General features: G+C 44.5%; 13 protein-coding genes. 5 read left to right on the top strand and 8 right to left on the bottom strand.

Annotated features, from left to right (window positions below):
* Positions 1-20 precede the first annotated feature (20 nt).
* Positions 21-497 carry a MarR family transcriptional regulator gene (locus L3V30_RS00160; protein WP_031780419.1) on the bottom strand — a complete coding sequence of 159 codons (477 nt, stop codon included), beginning with the start codon at positions 495-497 and terminating at the stop codon, positions 21-23.
* 387 nt (positions 498-884) lie between these two features.
* On the opposite strand from L3V30_RS00160, the gene L3V30_RS00155 reads away from it, so the two are divergent.
* Complete coding sequence (locus tag L3V30_RS00155; protein WP_005394723.1) at positions 885-2,456, top strand: BCCT family transporter; 1,572 nt, start codon at positions 885-887, stop codon at positions 2,454-2,456.
* A gap of 230 nt (positions 2,457-2,686) precedes the next feature.
* The gene (locus tag L3V30_RS00150) at positions 2,687-4,570 is read left to right on the top strand and encodes a methyl-accepting chemotaxis protein (RefSeq protein ID WP_114323220.1); all 1,884 of its coding nucleotides are present in this window, start codon (positions 2,687-2,689) and stop codon (positions 4,568-4,570) included.
* A gap of 70 nt (positions 4,571-4,640) precedes the next feature.
* Here L3V30_RS00150 and L3V30_RS00145 read toward each other — a convergent pair whose 3' ends face one another.
* Complete coding sequence (locus L3V30_RS00145; protein ID WP_080936826.1) at positions 4,641-5,360, bottom strand: 3'-5' exonuclease; 720 nt, start codon at positions 5,358-5,360, stop codon at positions 4,641-4,643.
* Between the two features lie 8 nt (positions 5,361-5,368).
* Positions 5,369-7,258, bottom strand: a complete 1,890-nt coding sequence (locus L3V30_RS00140; RefSeq protein WP_005396868.1) for a DUF294 nucleotidyltransferase-like domain-containing protein — start codon at positions 7,256-7,258, stop codon at positions 5,369-5,371.
* Positions 7,259-7,575: 317 nt separating this feature from the next.
* On the opposite strand from L3V30_RS00140, the gene L3V30_RS00135 reads away from it, so the two are divergent.
* Positions 7,576-8,217, top strand: a complete 642-nt coding sequence (locus tag L3V30_RS00135) for an outer membrane beta-barrel protein (RefSeq protein WP_005396869.1) — start codon at positions 7,576-7,578, stop codon at positions 8,215-8,217.
* A gap of 87 nt (positions 8,218-8,304) precedes the next feature.
* Here L3V30_RS00135 and L3V30_RS00130 read toward each other — a convergent pair whose 3' ends face one another.
* From L3V30_RS00130 to L3V30_RS00120, 3 genes are all read right to left on the bottom strand, one after another.
* Entirely contained in the window at positions 8,305-9,495 is a 1,191-nt protein-coding gene (locus L3V30_RS00130) for an amino acid aminotransferase (RefSeq protein ID WP_237308032.1), read from the bottom strand.
* Between the two features lie 331 nt (positions 9,496-9,826).
* Complete coding sequence (locus tag L3V30_RS00125; protein WP_005396873.1) at positions 9,827-10,126, bottom strand: hypothetical protein; 300 nt, start codon at positions 10,124-10,126, stop codon at positions 9,827-9,829.
* Between the two features lie 245 nt (positions 10,127-10,371).
* Entirely contained in the window at positions 10,372-10,602 is a 231-nt protein-coding gene (locus tag L3V30_RS00120) for a hypothetical protein (RefSeq protein ID WP_005396877.1), read from the bottom strand.
* 259 nt (positions 10,603-10,861) lie between these two features.
* Between L3V30_RS00120 and L3V30_RS00115 the strand changes: the two genes are divergently transcribed.
* On the top strand, positions 10,862-12,283 hold the full coding sequence (locus L3V30_RS00115; RefSeq protein WP_237308031.1) for a PLP-dependent aminotransferase family protein: 1,422 nt from the start codon (positions 10,862-10,864) through the stop codon (positions 12,281-12,283).
* 106 nt (positions 12,284-12,389) lie between these two features.
* Positions 12,390-12,608, top strand: a complete 219-nt coding sequence (locus L3V30_RS00110) for a hypothetical protein (RefSeq protein ID WP_012841649.1) — start codon at positions 12,390-12,392, stop codon at positions 12,606-12,608.
* A 104-nt stretch (positions 12,609-12,712) separates the two neighbouring features.
* Here the strand turns inward: L3V30_RS00110 and asnS are convergent, their stop codons facing one another.
* Together asnS and L3V30_RS00100 are read right to left on the bottom strand one after the other, a co-directional pair.
* Positions 12,713-14,113 carry an asparagine--tRNA ligase gene (asnS, locus tag L3V30_RS00105; RefSeq protein WP_046876186.1) on the bottom strand — a complete coding sequence of 467 codons (1,401 nt, stop codon included), beginning with the start codon at positions 14,111-14,113 and terminating at the stop codon, positions 12,713-12,715.
* 188 nt (positions 14,114-14,301) lie between these two features.
* Positions 14,302-15,927 (bottom strand): methyl-accepting chemotaxis protein, encoded by a 1,626-nt coding sequence (locus L3V30_RS00100; RefSeq protein WP_109169676.1) that lies wholly within the window; start codon positions 15,925-15,927, stop codon positions 14,302-14,304.
* Positions 15,928-15,978: the final 51 nt, after the last annotated feature.

Here is a 15,978-nt window from a genome sequence, read left to right as displayed (position 1 = left end):
GCGAGCACGTGAGAGCGAAATTAATCGACTTTTGTAATGCTGCCAAGCTCGAGCATTGGAGCGACATCGATATCCTCTGCATTCATCATTGTTGAGATGCGTTGAACGGAAGATAGCAGCAGAGACTGCTCCCATTCTTCCAATTTTTGGAATCGATTGATGAAGTGTTCCTGCAATGGCGTTGGTGCTTGCTTTAGGGCTTCTTGGCCTTTGCTCGTAAGTACAGCATGCACTTTACGCTTGTCTTGAACACTGCGTTGACGCTCAACAAACTGGCCTCGTTCTAGTCTATCTAGAATGGTCGTTGCGGTCGCTTGGCTCATGTTAGTGTGGCTAGACAACTGTTTAATCGTTACATTATCTAACTCATTGATAGCACGCATCAAAATCAACTGTGGAGCGGTCAATCCAGACTCTTTGCTCAGCTTTTTAGAATGTAAATCAATAGCGCGGATGATCTGACGAATCGAGACCAATACTTCTTCGTACTTTTCCAATTTATTCATCCAGTCTGTAGGGAACATTTATCGAGGCGACACTAACTTAAATGCGCCCTTATTTAAAGGGGTGGAATCAAAAATTACCACTACAATTTTAAGTAGTGTCTCCAATTTCATTTTGTCGCGTCGTGTAGACAAAATAAGAAGACCTAAAATTATTATAGCAATAAATGTTTGTGGTCTAACTATTGCGCTAGTGGTTTATCCTTTTAAAGGCGGAAATTGCTGAGTGAAAAGTAAGTTATTGGATTTTTTCATAGCAAAAAGATAGACAAAAACGTGTCAAATGATAGGATCTTGCGCCTTCACGGAATGTAAAACGTATCGTGTTCGAAAGATTTTTTTGTTTGGTACGTAAAAACAGTACAAAAATAGAGAGGAACGATGACAAAGGGTATAGATAAGTACAGTATCGATAGTACCGACTATACGGTAGGTCAAGACAACGTTCAAAAATGGGGTTTTGATGTTCATAACCCAGTTTTTGGTATTAGTGCAGGTTTAATTGCGCTGTTTCTTGTCGCTGCATTAGTTCTAGATGCACATACCGCAAAGACGGCACTTGATGGGCTGAAATGGAAGATCATTGGTTCATTCGATTGGTTGTTCATTATTGCAGGTAATATTTTCGTTATTTTCTGTTTGGCACTTATCGTTTCGCCAATGGGTAAAATCCGCTTAGGTGGTAAAGACGCTGTTGCCGATTACTCGTTCATGTCATGGCTTGCAATGCTATTTGCGGCTGGTATGGGTATCGGTTTAATGTTCTGGAGTGTCGCAGAACCTGTCGCTTACTTCACTGGTTGGTATGAGACGCCACTCGGTGTTGAAGCAAATACACCAGAAGCAGCGAGATTGGCACTGGGTGCGACGATGTTCCATTGGGGTCTTCACCCATGGGCAATTTACGGTGTTGTAGCACTTTCTTTAGCATTCTTTGCCTACAACAAAGGTTTACCGCTGTCTATGCGCTCGATCTTCTACCCACTTCTGGGTGATCGCGCGTGGGGCTGGGCTGGTCATATCGTGGATATCTTGGCCGTTCTTGCGACCTTGTTTGGTCTTGCAACGTCACTGGGCTTAGGTGCACAACAAGCGGCAAGTGGTATTCATCACGTATTTGGTGTTGAGCCAGGCCTTGGCCTACAAATCGTCGTCATTACCGTTGTAACTTTGCTTGCTGTTGTTTCAGTCGTACGTGGTATTGATGGTGGCGTTAAAGTCATTAGTAACATCAACATGGTTGTGGCGTTCTTGCTACTGATTCTTGTTGGTCTTATCGGTTGGGCGGCGAGTCTAGGTTCGATTCCAACCACACTTATGGCATACGTAGAGAATATTATTCCGCTAAGTAACCCGTTTGGTCGTACAGATGAGGCATGGTTCCAAGGCTGGACAGTATTCTACTGGGCTTGGTGGATTTCATGGTCACCATTCGTCGGTATGTTCATTGCGCGTGTTTCTCGCGGTCGTACCGTTCGCGAATTCATTACAGCCGTTCTATTGGTTCCAACCGCTGTTACTGTTGTTTGGATGTCAGTATTTGGTGGTCTAGCGATCGAGCAAGTTGTTGATAAAGTAGGTGAGTTGGGCACGAATGGTTTGACTGACGTTTCACTTGCTATGTTCCAAATGTTCGATGTTCTTCCATTTGGTAGCATGCTTTCAATCATTGCTGTTGTGTTGGTACTTGTGTTCTTTATCACGTCTTCTGACTCTGGTTCACTTGTTATCGACAGCATCACAGCGGGCGGTAAAGTCGATGCTCCTGTACTTCAACGTGTTTTCTGGGCATTTATGGAAGGTGCAATTGCGGTTGCTCTACTGTGGATTGGTGGCTCAGAAGCGGTTCAAGCGCTTCAGGCAGGTGCAATTTCTACAGCACTACCGTTTACCTTCATTCTTCTTGCAATGTGTGTGAGCTTATTGATGGGTATGAGAACAGAACGTCAATAACTCAGGCATTTTATAAATCTGTCTGAGTAACAAGTAATCAAAAGGCCAGCATTTTGTTGGCTTTTTTTGTGCGGTTTTTATGACGGTGAGACAAAAAAATGACACATGAAAGTTCATATTTTACAAAGAGTTAATGTGCTATTTTGTTTTTTAAAAATTAGTGAATAGTCGTGAAAAAGTGTGTAATATTCACACACCTTAACTGTTCTCCCAACTCAAAAACTATAAATATGAAATTATCATTAAAACAAAAGCTTATTGGCGCAAGCCTTTCTGCTGTTGTTGTGATGGCAACAGCACTTACTTGGTTGTCGGCTGGTCAATTATTTGATCAGACTCGTTCAGGTGTCTATTCACGTGCGCAAAGTCTAAGTACTACTGCGTCAGAAGGAATTTCTGATTGGGTCAATATCCGTAAAGATATTGCTACCGCATTCAACGACTACTCGACAGAGCAAGACGTTGTCCCTTTCCTACAACAAGCTCGCAAGGCTGGTGGCTTTGATGACATCTTCCTTGGTACACCAAACGGTGATATGTATCGCTCTCACCCTGAGCGTAACCGTGCTGATTACGACCCTCGTACTCGTCCTTGGTACAAAGATGCTAACGCCGCAGGTAAGCAGATCATCACAGCTGCATATCAAGATGCAATCACTAACGCGCTGCTTGTAACCATTGCTGAGCCAGTAATGAAAAATGGTCAGTTTGTTGGTGTTGTTGGTGCAGATGTACTGATCGATCAGCTTATCAGCGACGTGATTAACCTAGATGCAGGTGAAAATGCGCATGCGATGTTAATCGATATGAACGAAGGTACGTTCCTAGCGCATCCAGATAAAAGCTTAACGCTTAAGCCTATCACCAGTGTTCTAAAAGACTTTTCAGAAGATGCAATCGAGCGCGCTGCAGATGAAGGTCGTATCGAAGATACGGTAATCAAAGGCAAAGAGAAGCTTTACTACTTTAATAAAGTACCTGGCACGCATTGGATGTTCGCGATTGAAATGGATCGCGCAACGGAAGAAGCAGGGCATGCGGTATTGCTACGTGACCTATTGATCACTGCAGTGATGATCACCATTGTGGTTATTCTTGCGGTATCTTGGTTAGTTGGTTTCTTGTTCCGTGACTTGAGCCGCGTATCAAATGCACTTGAGGAAATTGCATCTGGTGAAGGTGACTTAACGCAACGACTAGAACCACGTAGTGATGATGAAGTCGGTAAATTGGCTGAAAACTTCAACCGCTTTGTTGGCAACATGCACACGATGGTGACCAAGCTTAGCCACGTATCATCTGCGCTTTCAGAGCAAGCACGCACGACGGCACAGCAAGCTGAAGAGCGTAGTCAGCGTATCTCTTACCAGCAAGATGAGATCAACATGGTGGCGACGGCTGTGAACGAAATGGCTGCAGCGACACAAGAAATTGCAGGTAATGCAGATAGCACGGCAAGTAACTCAGAGGAAGCGGTTCAAGCTTGTTCACACGGTTCTAGCCAAGTGACTCAGACGCAAGGTTCTATCCAGAACTTGGCGCAAGAAGTTCAAGTCGCCACTGATGTGATTCAAGAGCTAGAAGCACACGGAAATAGCATCAATACGATTCTATCAACGATTCAAGGTATTGCTGAGCAAACAAACCTACTTGCACTTAACGCGGCAATTGAAGCAGCACGTGCAGGTGAACAAGGCCGTGGCTTTGCTGTGGTTGCGGATGAAGTTCGCGTATTGAGCCAACGCACTCATGCTTCAACGCAAGAGATTCAAGAAACTATCGAGATGCTACAGGGCACAACAGCGAAAGCGGTTGGCATCATGGGTGATAGCCGTCGTCTGGCTGACACCAGTGTTGATGATGCGAACGCGGCTGCAGCGAGCTTGACGCAAATCCATACTGCTGTTGAGCGTATCAGTGACATGGCAACGCAGATTGCATCGGCGGCAGAAGAGCAAGCATCGGTAACAACCGAGATCACGCGTAATACTGAAGGCATTCGTGACGTTTCTAACGAGCTGTCGGTAGAAGCTCATCAAGCAGCAGAACAAGCTGCCCACCTATCTGAGCTTTCACACGAATTAGAGCAAGAGATTCAACGCTTTAAGCTGTAATCGGATACCGACCTAAATAAAAAGGAGCCATTTGGCTCCTTTTTTGATCGCTTATTAAGCTAGAAAGACGTTATAGCCAGAACTCACTGATCGGTTGGTCTTCGCTATAATGATGGGCGATTTGCGCTTGTAGCAGTTCTGCCGTAGCAATTGCATCGGTTAATGCATGGTGAGGGGTATAGTCTGGCAGACCATAACGGCGTCGAGATTGCGCTAGCCGAACCGATTCTGGCTTTTTCCCTTTTAAACGCTCCCAGAGTGAGCCAGAGCGTTTCTGTTGAATGGTTTCTTCAAGATGCAGCGTATCTATCACTGGAAACTCAATTCCTTCCCCTAAACGGCTTTTGAGTGCTTTATCCAGAAACTCTCTCTCGATACGACGATAATGCACAACAATGATTTTTCCGCTTAAGCATGGTAGTAGCTCGCTTAAGATGTCGCCCAAGTCAGGTGCATCGATCAATTCACTGTGAGTAATACCATGTATGATTACCGAGTCTTCATCGAGTGCTCGCTGCGGGCGAACTTTCCAATGACGTGAATTGCGCAAAAAAATCCGCTTCAAGTTAAACGGCACTAAACCAATGGTAATGATGTCATGTTTCTCGGGGTTCAACCCCGTCGTTTCGAAATCTAGCGCGACGAACTCCACCTCAGACAGGGGGGTCTCTGGTGCAGGTGGTTTATTGCTATAAAACGCAATTAAATTCTCATCTTTAGCCATCTCCAACTTTTGTTCAAATTTCGTTGGCCACTGAATGGTTGGCTTCTGAAAGAGCTTTTTGATCATGTTCAACCTCACTTAAAGCTCTTATTCGCTTGGTAGCGGAACTTAAGGAAGTTCTGACCATTGCTTAGGATTTGGAAAGCATCTTTTAGGTTGCGACGTTCAAATTCAGAGAGATTTTCTGGTTCGATATTGTTATCTGGATCAATGCCTAATTCCACGTCCGTCGCTTGGTGACGAATACGCACCATGGAAATAAACTCTAGTGCGTCTTTTAAGTCTTGTGCACGACCTTTTGGCAAAATGCCAGCATCAATGATGTCGTCGAGACGCTCAAACGAGTTCTGTGCACGTGAGCCAACCGCCAGAGAGTGAACGCGAATTAAGTCGACCAGAGGAGCCGTACCGCGACGTTTGAGGTTGATGGAGTTGTTGTGTCTGCCATCTTTCTCCATCACAAAGTCTTTAAAGAAGCCAAGTGGCGGCGTTCGGTTAAGTGCGTTGCGAGCCAGACAGGCTAAGAAGCGATTGTTTTTACGCGCACGACGAACAATAAAGCTGGTTAATTGTTCTGCCCATTTTAAGCGACCGTAAACGCCATCCAAATCGAAAAAGATGGACGCGTTGAGTAGCGCTTTCGGGTTCGGGTTATCAATCCAGTCAGCGAAGCACTCTTCCCACTCTGAACGAGTCATGCGCCATAATGGGTTGGTTGCCATAATATCGCCTGTACAATACTTGTAGCCACAGGCATCTAATCCATCACTGACGTATTTCGCTAAAGCTTCGAAGTACTTACCATGTTTCTCTTCTTGGTAGGTCTCATCTAGAATGATGGCGTTATCTTGGTCAGTCACCAACAGTTGCTCATCACGTCCCATTGAGCCAAGTGCAAGGAAACAATAAGGAATTGGTGGTGGGCCAAGCTCTTCTTCAGCCATTTCTAACAGACGTTGTTTGAAGCTTCGACCAATTACGGACATCGCACTGCCCACCATGTGTGAGTTGGCATCTTCGTTGACCAGGCGTACAAAGCTGCTTTTTACTTCTTCAGCAACAACTGCCAAATCTTCGATGGTCTGTTGTTGGAAAATGCTGCTCACCAATAAGAGCGAGTTTTGTGATTCATAACGAACAATGTCGGTTGTTTCGATAATACCAATAGGCAATTGGTTTTTAACCACAGGCAGATGGTGCACGTTGTAACGCAGCATGGTTAACATTGCTTCATAGATGTAGGCATTGTGATCAAGAGACATGACTTCAGTGGTCATCACACTTGATACATCGTCCTGTGGAGACAAGCCTTCGGCTAACACACGGGTACACAAGTCACGGTCAGTAATAATACCAAGTACCGGAGACTGTGGGTCATCTTCGTCACGAACGAAATCTGGATCGACGATAAGTAGAGCAGATACGTTGTCATTCGCCATCTGCTGCGCGGCTTGCTGGATTGTTTGACCACGATCAATCGTATGAGCATCGCCAGTCAGCAAGGTTTTCACTTTCGATGTCGTCAGGTCATTGGCATCTTTGTTTTCTGAAATGGCTTGGCGTAAACGAGCACTATTTTCCACTTCGACAAAGTCTGCAAAGGAATCAAAGTTGTCGTATATCTCTTGGAAAACGTCACCAGGAATACAATAGAGCAGAGTATCTTCAATGGCTTTTACTGGAAAGCGTACTTTGTTGTTGGTTAGCATTCCCATTTGACCAAAGAGGTCACCTTCATCAAGACGGTTATAAAGCTCTCCTTTACGTCGATAAACTTCTACGACACCGCTTCGCACCACGTAGAGATCTTGGATATAGTCTCCAAAATGGATAATTGGGGTATCTTCTCGGTAGTACGAGATCTCGACACTCTCTGTCACCTTGTTTAGTGTTTCTTCAGGGAGTTCATTGAACGGGGGGTACTTGGCGAGAAAGTTATAAATCTCGAGAAGTTCTGCATCCATCGAAGGTGCCTTTTAGTTCGCAAATAATAAAGTAATCTTAACTTAGTTTTAAAACAGAGTCTTATCTGAACCTTGATTTTCGTGCTCAGTCATAAGATTCTGACATATCGCACGATAAGGAATCGGCATTTCTACTACTATATAGTCACTTAAAAGATGAGCGGACGTGGTCGATATATTTGGGCCAATGCTTGATTTAGAGGCATAGCAGATTTCAAATCGTTACCGCGTCTGTAAACTAAGTTATTTTTGTTGAACTAAGCCACTCAAGGTGATTTGGGGGCGGTGTTTAAATAATTCTCATGAAAGGAAGTCGAATGGTGAGAAGTTTATTGCTTGCGTCTTTAGCTGCTTTGCCAGCAGTAACTAGCGCGGCGGTCATGGACCAAGCAGAAAAATTTGGGTATGAACACATTCACCTGGATGTGGGGGCCGGAACCACAAATGAAGAGTGGTTAGATAATTCGAACGCGACCACAATTGGACTCGGTGGTAATTACTTATTCACTGAGAACTGGTTGTTTAATGTCGATTACTCGGCGCAGTTTTTCCATCCGGACGACTTTACTCTTCGCATTGACCGTTTGTTGTTTGGTGGTGGTTATCGTTATGGGATTACGGATCAATTCGATATCTACGGTAAATATGGAATAGGTGCAATCAAAGCGAAAGCGACGGACGACAAAACGGATAATACGTTATCTTCAGATAGCGAGTTGCTTCAAGCCGTCACCGTTGGGGTGAATTACTTATTCAGTGAACAACTTATTGCGACGGCCGAGGTGGAAGTTAACCGCAGTGATATCGTCGATGAGAACAATTTTAAGATAGGTTTTAACTACCAATGGCATGATGTTATTGGTACCGGTCTTTTTTATCAGTTTAGAGATACCGATTACAGCGGTGAGAGTTCTGATTATGTCAATGAAGTGGGGCTGAGTTTGAAGTTTGTCTACTAGCGGACTGTTTCATTTATTTGCAATAAATAAAAACAAAAAGGTCAGCTTATGCTGACCTTTCCTTTTAATAAAGTATGCGACTATCGATTATAAAACCGCTGTAATGCCTTTACATAGAGGACCCATATTTGACTTCGTCATACCAGCAACACTGATTCGGCCTGAACCGACGATGTAAATACCGAACTCTTCTTTCAGACGGTTTACTTGATCTTTAGATAGGCCAGAGAAAGAGAACATACCATTTTGACGTTCGATGAAGCTAAAGTCTGCGTCCACACCTTCTGATTTTAGTGTCGCTACAAATAGTTCACGCATCTCTTGGATACGGTCACGCATTTCTGCTACTTCAGCTTCCCATTCCGCACGCATTTCGGCGTTGCCAAGAATGTGAGTCACGACCGCGCTGCCGTGCGCTGGTGGGTTAGAGTAGATCGAGCGAATAATGGCTTTAACTTGCGAAAATGCGGTTGTTGCGACTTCTTCTGATTCCGCTACTAACGTGAAGGCACCAACGCGTTCGTTGTATAGGCCAAAGTTTTTCGAGAACGAGCTCGCGACTAGGATTTCTTTGTTGTACTTAGCAAAAGTACGAAGACCCGCCGCATCCTCTTCCACGCCTTTAGCAAAGCCTTGGTATGCGAAGTCAAATAGAGGAAGCAATTTCTTCTCTGCGACTAGTTTCGCCAATGTTTCCCATTCTTCAGCAGTTGGGTCGATACCTGTAGGGTTGTGGCAGCAGCCGTGTAGAAGCACGATGTCACCTTCAGACGCAGATTGCAGATCGTTTAGCATTGCATCGAAGTCTTTGTCTTTTGTTTCTGCGTTGTAGTAGCTGTATTGTGCCGTTTCGATACCAGCGGCAGTAAATACGCCGTTGTGGTTTGCCCAAGTAGGATTGCTGATCCAGATTTTTACATCGCCAAGTTGGCGTTTAATGAACTCACCAGCAACACGTAATGCGCCAGTACCACCTGGAGCTTGAGCTGTTTTAGCGCGTTTTTCGTTTACAATTTCTGCATCAGAGCCGAAAAGCAGTTTTTGTACTGCAATGCCATACTCTGCTGTGCCTTCGATAGTTAGGTAAGATTTGGTTTTTTCAGTTTCAACAAGTGCTGCTTCAGCTTTCTTTACTGTTGCAAGAACGGGGGTTTCGCCTTGCTCGTTTTTGTAAATACCTACGCCAAGGTTAATTTTGTCTGCGCGAGTATCTTTTTTAAACTCTTCAGTAAGGCCAAGAATAGGGTCAGCCGGAGCGGCAACTACTTTTTCAAACATAATCTTCATCCATGTTAATCGAAGGGGTGTGCTAACATTTATACCTTTCAGCAATATTGGTTACAACCGTTACTGAAAAGAAAACCTAAAAAAGTTGCGATTTGAAACAGAATTCTAACATAACTAAAGTTTTTGCCATGAAAACGTTTGGTAGGCACAGAGTTTGAAGGGGATTTATACCATGGTTGATGAAGTTTTGTTCACGTACCAATCGTTTGACTTGAGTGCTTTGTATTAGTGATTTACGTGGAGTGGCGGTTACTAGTTGAGACAAAAACGCCCCACTAAAGGTGGAGCGTTTGCTTGTAAGAAGTATAGATGTTGGCTGATGTTATTTCTTCAGATCGATTTCAGACTCAACCGCATTGGTTTCGATGTCTGGGTTAGAAGAAAGCTTCTCAGTCGCCCAGTCGTTCATATGCTTTAAGATTGCTTTTAACGCGTGCTTCTCTGTTGGGACTTCCGCTTTTTCGACTTCAAGCTTTTGTTTCGGGTGTGTGCCCGTCGCATCTTCCGCTACGTGTAGCCAATCTGGGTGCCAATAATAAGGTTGGCCGGAAGGTGAACTCCAAGAATGTACGCCGTTGGATTCACCTTTGTATTTAATGTCTTCTTCGTTGTATTTCGCCATTATTGTTTTCTCTCATAATCCATGAGTTGAGGTGTGCATCACCATTACTATCTAAATGTAACAGATGTAATGAAAATTAATGTGATAACTATCGACTTATTTTGTCATTCGATAGCTACAGACGATGCGTACTTCTCATTCAGAAGAATTTATTATTTGGCAGGTTTTGGCTTTATCTGCGTTTAAAGCATACGACGATGGATTCGCCTACCTAACGCTATTCTTGAACGGTGATAGAGCCTAAACTACTCGTCATTCAAGTGTTTGAGAATCGCCGCTTTTGCATGCTCTTCTGTTGCGGCCTCTCCGTCAGGGACTTCAAGGTCAGCCTTTTTGTGTTCACCCAAAGCATCTTCAGCGATATGCAACCAATCAGGATGCCAGTAATAAGGGGTTGTGCCGCCAGGATGGTCCCAGCTATGTACACCTTTATGTTTCCCGCGATAAGAGAGATCGTCCATTGTAAATACTTTCATCGCTTCCTCCCGGCTTAAAAGATAGATGTCTAAGTGGATTTAACACTCTCAGTCCCGTGAAATGCCTTGCTTTTCAGACAAGGCAAAGATTTAAGACCACTCGGACGTATCAGTAAAAGTATGGAACATAAATTCTCACTTCGTCGTCGAAATTGCTATAAACAAGCTTGATAAATTACGTTGCTAAATTGACTACTGCCATATCAGAATGCTGGCGCGAAGTATGCTATGGTGCGGCTGCAAGTGAAATGAGGGATACATGAATCGATACCGTCAATTGGCCGAATTGTTTAAGGCACAAATTCACCAAGATACTTGGAGAGCAGGGGAGAAGCTGCCTTCAATACGCGTCACCAGCCGCAATCATTCCGTAAGTGCAGGTACGGTATTACAAGCCTATCAATTGCTAGAGGCGCAAGGTTGGGTGATAGCAAAGCCTCAATCTGGTTACTATGTGACTGCCGATCTTGAACGTCTCACTAATACGAATGGAATTAAAAGCAACAATACGCCATGCACTAAGTTGAACGATGAGTTGTATTCGTTTTTGAAGCACCAAGCAACATCGGATGTTGTTCATTTAGGCTCGGCGTTTCCGGATCCGTGTTTGTTTCCTTTGGAGTCGCTTAACCGTAATTTGGCCAGCTCGGGACGAAAAATGGGGCCGGATAAGTTGCTAGACAACCTACCTCCTGGTGCTGAGTCGTTAAGGCGACTCGTCGCTCAGAGGTATATTCATCATGGGATATCACTAACCCATGATGATGTGGTTATTACTTCCGGTGCGCTAGAAGCATTAAACTTGAGTTTGCAAGCGGTCACCCGACCAGGTGATACCGTCGTTGTCGAATCCCCAACGTTTTATGGCGCACTTCAAGCGGTAGAACGGTTAGGTCTCAAAGCTATTGAAATCAGTGTCGATGATGAGAGTGGGCATTCGCTTGAACAAATCGAAGCAGCTTTTGCCAATGAAGATGTTCGGGCTTGTTGGTTAATGACGAACTTTCATAATCCAACCGGGGCTTCTTTGTCTGATGAACACAAACGATACATTGTTGAGTTAGCCAATCGATATGATGTGTATCTCATCGAAGACGATGTGTACTCTGAGCTGTATTTTTCTGACAAAAGGCCGAACTCATTGAAGACCTTTGATGAGCAAGAGCGTGTCCTTCATTGTGGTTCTTTTTCTAAGAGTTTATGCCCTGGATATCGCTTGGGTTGGGTGGTGAATAAGCGTTTTAACGAGACTATTCAAAAGCTCCAGTTAATATCGACATTATCTGGGAGTGCCCCTATTCAGCAGGGGGTTGCACATTACTTACAAAACGACAGTTACGACAACCACCTGAGAAAGCTGCGTAAGGCACTGCAACAACGTCAAGCTGACTTCGTGGATTTACTTGCAAAGCACCTACCTAAAGAGGTTACCTATCAACGTCCTGATGGTGGCTACTTTCTTTGGCTGAAATTGCCAGATGGAATATCAAGTAAAGCGGTATATCAAGCACTATTGTCTGAGCATGTTACCGTCGCTTATGGCAAACTCTTTTCGATAAGTGATCAATACGAAAACTATTTAAGACTGAATACATCGCTTCCTTTAGAAACGAGTTTGGAACGTGCTATCAAAAGGCTAGGTGATTTACTTCGCGAATTACTCAGAATTGAAACTTATTAAACTGCTTAGTGTTTTTTTGCTCCAACTGTATCAGCGCCATTTTTGCAAATTGTGCTTCAATCATTATTCAGGTCGACAGACCTTGGACGATTAAGCAGGATTTAAGATGAAAAAGCAGTTGGTTAAACATGAGTTAAGGTTAATCGCCGTTGCTATTTTTAGTGCGTTTTTACTGGTATTTGCGCATCTCATTTTGGCGAAGTCTTTCTCTCATATGGCATGGACAGAGTACACCGCGGCCGTGATCCCTTTCGTAATGTTTGGCTTATGTATTGTGGGCGTAAAGTACGCTGAAAAAGCGGACAGAGATAAGGAAGAAGACTAACTCAAGCTTGAGTTGCTTGGCAGATAGTATTGACGGTTGAGCACAAAATAAAAGACCTCCACTAGGGAGGTCTTTTCTAATTCTGTCTCATCACTAAAAAGTGATTAGAAGTTCGCAGAGCGAGGCGTACGTGGGAATGGGATCACGTCACGAACGTTGCCCATGCCTGTTACGTAAGATACTAGACGCTCAAAGCCTAGACCAAAGCCTGCGTGTGGCACTGTGCCGTAACGGCGTAAGTCGCGGTACCAGCTCATGTGCTCAGGGTCGATACCCATTTCGCGCATACGTGCATCCAGTACGTCTAGACGCTCTTCACGCTGAGAACCACCGATGATTTCACCGATGCCAGGTGCTAGAACGTCCATTGCCGCTACCGTCTTACCATCATCGTTCATACGCATGTAGAATGCTTTGATGTCTTTCGGGTAGTTCTTAACGATTACCGGCGCTTTGAAGTGCTCTTCTGCTAGGAAACGCTCGTGCTCAGATGACATATCGATACCCCACTCAACTGGGAATTCGAACTCACGGCCAGAATCCAGCAGGATTTGGATCGCGTCTGTGTAGTCAACTTGTGCGAAGTCAGAAGAAACAAAGTTCTCTAGACGGCTAACGGCTTCTTTGTCGATGCGCTGAGCAAAGAACTCAAGGTCATCGCGACGCTCTTCAAGTACTGCTTTGAATACGTACTTAAGCATGTCTTCAGCCAGTTTCGCAACGTCGTCCAGTTCTGCAAACGCAACTTCAGGCTCAACCATCCAGAACTCTGCTAGGTGGCGGCTTGTGTTTGAGTTTTCAGCACGGAAAGTAGGGCCGAAAGTGTAAACCTTGCTTAGTGCACAAGCGTAAGCTTCCGCGTTTAGCTGACCAGATACCGTAAGGAAAGTTTCTTTACCGAAGAAGTCTTCGTTGTAATCTACTTTGCCAGCGTCTGTACGAGGCAGGTTTTCCATGTCTAGCGTAGAAACGCGGAACATTTCACCAGCGCCTTCAGCATCTGAGGCAGTGATCAAAGGCGCAGATACCCAGAAGTAACCTTGTTCGTGGTAGAAGCGGTGGATCGCTTGAGATAGGCAGTTACGTACACGAGCTACCGCACCGATTACGTTTGTGCGCGGACGTAGGTGCGCAACTTCACGTAGGTACTCGATAGAGTGACGAGTTTTTGCCATCGGGTAAGTTTCTGCGTCTTCAACCCAACCAACCACTTTAACGCCAGTGGCAGCAAGTTCGAAGTCTTGGCCCTTTGCAGGAGATTCAACAATCTTACCAGTCACTTCAACAGAGCAGCCAGTCGTTAGCTTTAGTACTTCGTCTTCGTAATTATTAAGATTATTTGGGACCACGGCCTGAATCGGGTCGAAACAAGAGCCGTCATATATGGCAAGGAAAGAGATTCCAGCTTTGGAATCACGACGTGAACGGATCCAGCCACGAACAGTCACTTCGCTGTCTACTGCTAGCTGACCTTTCAATACGTCTGATACAGGCGCGTAAGTCATGTTTTCAATATTCTCCATTGAGGTAAAAATTCAACCCAACACTTATTAAAGTACTTGTCTAATAACATTTTTGTTCAAAAAACAAGCTAAGTGCTGAGTTGGGTAGCATTTTACAGATTCAACGAGACATATTACCTGTCAATTCGCTCGCATCAACCTTTATATTCATTTTGATGGGGAGAATCTCTCTATTTATTCACTCTTTGATGCTCTGAAAGTGTGAATTGGTTAAGTAATTGCTCTAAACGTTCGGATAGATGCTCTAAATCAACACTAATATCACGCGTGTGCGATGCTGATTGCGATGTGTCGTCAGCATGCAGTGTGATCACATCAATTTTGGATTGAATACGCTGACTGACGTCGGATGTGGTTTGCGTCTGGCTTTGAATGTTTTCCGCATGTTTCAGAACTTGATGCATTTCATCGACAACGTTATGCATCGTGACTGAAAGTGTCTCGACATCGACTGAACGTTGGTGAGCAAACTGGCAGACAGTATCCACAGAGGCTAAGGACTCTTCACTCCCTTGCTGGAATTGAGAAATGATATGCTCAATGTTGCCTGTGGCTTCGGCGGTCCGAGAAGCTAGGTTACGCACTTCCTCCGCGACGACGGCAAAACCGCGTCCTTGCTCTCCGGCTCGGGCGGCTTCAATTGCAGCATTCAACGCGAGTAGGTTCGTTTGTTCTGCAATGCCTTTAATGACCCCAAGAATGGATGATACTTCTTCGGTTCTTTGGTTTAACGAACTGATTTTCTCCCGCACGCCGTCAATATTGCTCACCAAGTGTTTGATGTCTTCGCTCACGCTGTGTGCTTGGCTTGCGCTGTGAGTAGCAACATCAACGGTGTGGTTGACTAGAGCTGTGGCGTTATTGGTTGAGTCTTCAACGGCGGTTTGTTGTTGCAACATGTCGGTGATGTTGCTTTGTACGTCACTGGTTTCCAATTGTTGATTATTGGCCGCTTTGTCTGTTGATTGTGCAACATCCGTTAACTGACTGGCTGAATTGGCAAGAGAGTGGGAGGTGTCTTGTACACGCTCTAAACTCTCGGATACCGTATCCATAAACGAATTAATCGCGGTAGAAAGTTGGCCTACCTCATCTTTTTGGTGATGAACAAGTCGTTGAGATAGATCTTTACTATGGCTCACATTCGCCATGAATTGCGACGTTTTTTGTATTGGGCGAACAATGATCTTACGAATCAAACTCATCGTTATAATAAAACCAACAAACGCGATAACGGCCATTATTCCCATCGCAAACATTGCCTGTTTATTGATCATTGAATTGACGTGGTTCATGTTGTATTCCAAACGAATCGCGCCCAATACTTCGCCTTCTGGTGCTACATGGCAAGAAACGCAGTTGGTGCCACGATAATTTTCGCTTGATTTCATTGGTAGCGCGACAACCAGTCCGTTCCCCCAATCGGCTGAAATTGGCTCAATGACCAGTTCGCCATTTAAAGCTCGTTGATCAATATCATCGACCGGTTGTTGGTTTGCTTGTCCTGGTCCGTAAAGCTTGGTGACGGTATCGGCCCGCAACACGCGAACTTCTTCAATCCCTTCTTGAGCGAGTGCTTTTTTTCGCAAAGTTTCTTTTTGCGACATGGTGCCTGTTAGCATCATCATGTTTAGGCTATCGAAGTAATTACTGGCCTTATCATGAAGCTGTTCACTGAGAACATCATTGATTAAGGTTTTTTGTTGATGGTATTGATAAGCCGTAGAGGCAGCCAGAACACAGCTGAAGACGGCAATTAACGCGAGCAAGAGCTTAAAAGTGATAGTTGAGCGCATAAATTTATAAGTGTAATTGGAACGAACTGCACAATCTTAATGTGCACAAAT

Source organism: Vibrio sp. A1-1 (assembly GCF_021728175.1).
GTDB lineage: Bacteria > Pseudomonadota > Gammaproteobacteria > Enterobacterales > Vibrionaceae > Vibrio > Vibrio diabolicus.
Note: the sequence above shows the minus strand (reverse complement) of the source record. Positions and strands in the feature narration are given on the sequence as shown.

Coding starts and splice junctions, on each gene's coding strand:
- L3V30_RS00155 (WP_005394723.1), top strand. CDS start 885: ATGACAAAGGGTATAGATAAGTACAGTATCGATAGTACCGACTATACG.
- L3V30_RS00150 (WP_114323220.1), top strand. CDS start 2,687: ATGAAATTATCATTAAAACAAAAGCTTATTGGCGCAAGCCTTTCTGCT.
- L3V30_RS00145 (WP_080936826.1), bottom strand. CDS start 5,360: ATGATCAAAAAGCTCTTTCAGAAGCCAACCATTCAGTGGCCAACGAAA.
- L3V30_RS00140 (WP_005396868.1), bottom strand. CDS start 7,258: ATGGATGCAGAACTTCTCGAGATTTATAACTTTCTCGCCAAGTACCCC.
- L3V30_RS00135 (WP_005396869.1), top strand. CDS start 7,576: ATGGTGAGAAGTTTATTGCTTGCGTCTTTAGCTGCTTTGCCAGCAGTA.
- L3V30_RS00130 (WP_237308032.1), bottom strand. CDS start 9,495: ATGTTTGAAAAAGTAGTTGCCGCTCCGGCTGACCCTATTCTTGGCCTT.
- L3V30_RS00125 (WP_005396873.1), bottom strand. CDS start 10,126: ATGGCGAAATACAACGAAGAAGACATTAAATACAAAGGTGAATCCAAC.
- L3V30_RS00120 (WP_005396877.1), bottom strand. CDS start 10,602: ATGAAAGTATTTACAATGGACGATCTCTCTTATCGCGGGAAACATAAA.
- L3V30_RS00115 (WP_237308031.1), top strand. CDS start 10,862: ATGAATCGATACCGTCAATTGGCCGAATTGTTTAAGGCACAAATTCAC.
- L3V30_RS00110 (WP_012841649.1), top strand. CDS start 12,390: ATGAAAAAGCAGTTGGTTAAACATGAGTTAAGGTTAATCGCCGTTGCT.
- asnS (WP_046876186.1), bottom strand. CDS start 14,113: ATGACTTACGCGCCTGTATCAGACGTATTGAAAGGTCAGCTAGCAGTA.
- L3V30_RS00100 (WP_109169676.1), bottom strand. CDS start 15,927: ATGCGCTCAACTATCACTTTTAAGCTCTTGCTCGCGTTAATTGCCGTC.